3 protein-coding genes are annotated in these 2,676 nt (G+C 46.8%); 1 reads left to right on the top strand and 2 read right to left on the bottom strand.

Translation table 11 applies throughout. The features are described 5' to 3' along the window. Positions 1-145 precede the first annotated feature (145 nt). Positions 146-865: a replication initiation protein gene (locus tag ACOTX2_RS24345; RefSeq protein ID WP_001749982.1), complete on the bottom strand. Its 720-nt coding sequence runs from the start codon at positions 863-865 to the stop codon at positions 146-148. Between the two features lie 559 nt (positions 866-1,424). Here ACOTX2_RS24345 and ardK point away from each other — a divergent pair. Continuing rightward, entirely contained in the window at positions 1,425-1,766 is a 342-nt protein-coding gene (ardK, locus tag ACOTX2_RS24350) for an antirestriction protein ArdAB regulator ArdK (protein ID WP_000057569.1), read from the top strand. 14 nt (positions 1,767-1,780) lie between these two features. Here ardK and ACOTX2_RS24355 read toward each other — a convergent pair whose 3' ends face one another. Continuing rightward, positions 1,781-2,572, bottom strand: a complete 792-nt coding sequence (locus ACOTX2_RS24355) for a SprT-like domain-containing protein (protein WP_001452808.1) — start codon at positions 2,570-2,572, stop codon at positions 1,781-1,783. Positions 2,573-2,676 lie beyond the last annotated feature (104 nt).

Here is a 2,676-nt window from a genome sequence, read left to right on the forward strand (position 1 = left end):
GCCGTGTGGGAATCCGCCCACCTTGCCGGGCGCCGGTGCCGTGTGGGAATCCGCCCACCTTGCCGGGCGCCGGTGCTGTGTGGAAATTCGCCCATCTTCATGACAAAAATTTGTCAAATGACAGGCTCATGTGTGCTGATTTATGTCAGACGGGATTTTGCTTATCAATTATTGAGAACAGAAATTTTCCTGAATCATCAATACTATACTTAGCAAGTAAAGGTGTTTTCTCATTTATCTGCTTGAGTGCAGGATCAAGGAAAGATCGTTTCAACTCTGCCAAGTTCTTCTGTTGGGATTCCGGCAAAAGGAAACGGTCATTTAACCAAGCATGAGTAGTAACCCATAAGCCTGAAGATTTGAATTGAGCAAGACTTTCATAAAGGCGGATCGTCCGTGGATTTCGAAGACTGCCACAATCGCGGAGCGAGTAGGTGGTGAACTGGTTCGTCAGGCCGTAAATGTACCGCAGGAGTTTATGGTTAAATTCGATTTCCCAGATACCACGAGCTGATCGGCTGCCAGCCTCTGTTAGCCAGGGGCGCGCGACGCAGTCAAAACTTCCTTCTTTCGGGTAAAAGATTACCGCAGAACGGCTTAACTCAAACACGCCTTCTTTAACATCCTTGATAGCCTGGTTACGGCTTACCTGAAAAATTTGCTCATAGTCAGCCACCTTTACTTTGAAAGTAGAGTCACCGAGTACAGCCATCTCATCATCATCTTCGCTTACTGAAGCTGTGAAATACGTCTGCATAAGACATAACCAGAGAACGCGCTTTGCTTTTAGCGAGAGGTAGTAAGCAGCTTCGGTAAGCTCGTTAGACTGCTTAACTTTTATCTTTTTGTTCAGCAACTTATCCATGAGCCTTGCCTTTGTGGGTTAAAAATTACTCTCCACACTACCACAAAGTTCAAACAAGTAAATACATTTTTTACAGTTTCGTCTAAGGTGGGCCAATTCCCATAACAAGGTGGGCTAATTCCCATAGTAAGGTGGGGTGTTTCCCATAGATAGGTGGGCCAATTCCCATAACAAGGTGGGCGGATTCCCAGAGATAACACTTATTTATGATTTTAAATCAATGAGTTATATAGCTCTAAAAGACTTTAAAAAGATAAAAAATCTATAAAATACCTTTTAAAAATATGCCTGTGGATATGTGCATATCATCGCTTACCAGCGCCGCTTCGCGGCTCGGTCAACCCCTCAGAACCGCGAAAACAAGTTTCGCAGTTCTTCACGGTTCATGTTTTAATCCAAGCATGGCGCCAGCACCTTCGCGGCACCATCGAGGCCCGCGCTGCTGCCGCACCGGGCCTCACCCTCAAATAAAATAAAGTTTATAAAAATCGTACTTGTATTGACCCCAGTTTATTCTGAGTATATCCTTTCTGTAACCAAAACTACGGAGGCGCCACAGATGGCTCAGAAAAACAGAATTTCAGAAACAGAATGGAAACAGCTGCTGCCGCAAATGGCTTCCTTTGCACACATCACAACAGATATTGGCTATTCCGTGCTTGTCAAAGGTGAGAAATCATCAGACGTAGCCACGCGAGTAGGCCGTTCCAAGCAAAACATTTCCAGCACCGTTAAGCGAATCTGGGATTTGTACCAGAACACCACTCTTAAAGCCGAGAACGGCGAACCATTAAAATTAGTTCAGGTCTGGATACCAGCAAGCCTTGCTGAAACTGTTTTAAAAGAAGCCGCGAAGTACAGCATTAATAACATCACGACCTCGGAAATGGAAAAAAAATAAAGTCCGAAAGGACTTTATTTTAAGACTACTAACGCGGCTTTATTACAGTGCTCGCCACCACAGTAAACCACTATCCCCGGTTTACCCCAGAGATTGATATGACACACCGGGCAGCTGTACTTTTCCCGGTTTGTTTTGTTCACCGGCGCTTCAGGCGGCGGGGTTACAAATCGCATGGCCTCTATGATCTCGTCGTCGAGTTCAACCGGGTCGCGCCCTTCCTCCACCTCCTGTTCGTGTTCGCTATCATCTTCCTCGTCGTCAATATAGCCTTTTCCTGTAGGGCTTAGCACAGCGCCAGGCTTAGGCTGGTAAGGCGGAAACCTGTCCATCCAGGAAAGCCGGAAATGGCCTGTCAGCAGTTCATCACAGGCCATATCGAAAGGGCCACCGGCAATAATATAATGGGTCATGCTCTGGCCCACTTTCCTGCCTCCCGGTTCGCCGGTATCAGAAGGCATTAGTCCTACCCGTTCCATCCGGGCCGCCCACTGTTTGTTGTGATAGCCACGGCGGCCAGGCTCGCCAAAATGGAATTGCCACTGATGAACCATCTCATGCACCAGTGTTGAAAGCGTGGCCTTTATGGTTCTGATCGAGAAATACACCGGATTCATAGCGATCTCGTCTACCGTGTACCCACTCTCACGGCCGACGAAACGCTTAAAGGAACAATAGCCATACGTTCGCTTCTCACGCTGCAACGTTATCAGGCATGGCGGCAGCTCGTTGCTGAATAGCTTCTCATTAAAAAAATCGTAGGCTCTCTGAAGTTCATCGTAGGTTTCGGGCGTAGGCAAATTCACTGTTAACCTCACATATATGTATTGTGCAATACACATAATTTAGCTGATCTTTTATACAGATGAAACGCCTTTTACCGAAAACCGCGAAACCGCGCCGAAACTCG

Source organism: Enterobacter cloacae complex sp. IR5412 (assembly GCF_049237385.1).
Lineage (GTDB): Bacteria > Pseudomonadota > Gammaproteobacteria > Enterobacterales > Enterobacteriaceae > Enterobacter > Enterobacter intestinihominis.

Bases quoted from the DNA above. Each gene is read 5' to 3' on its own strand.
- ACOTX2_RS24345 (WP_001749982.1), bottom strand. From the start codon at position 865: ATGGATAAGTTGCTGAACAAAAAGATAAAAGTTAAGCAGTCTAACGAG.
- ardK (WP_000057569.1), top strand. From the start codon at position 1,425: ATGGCTCAGAAAAACAGAATTTCAGAAACAGAATGGAAACAGCTGCTG.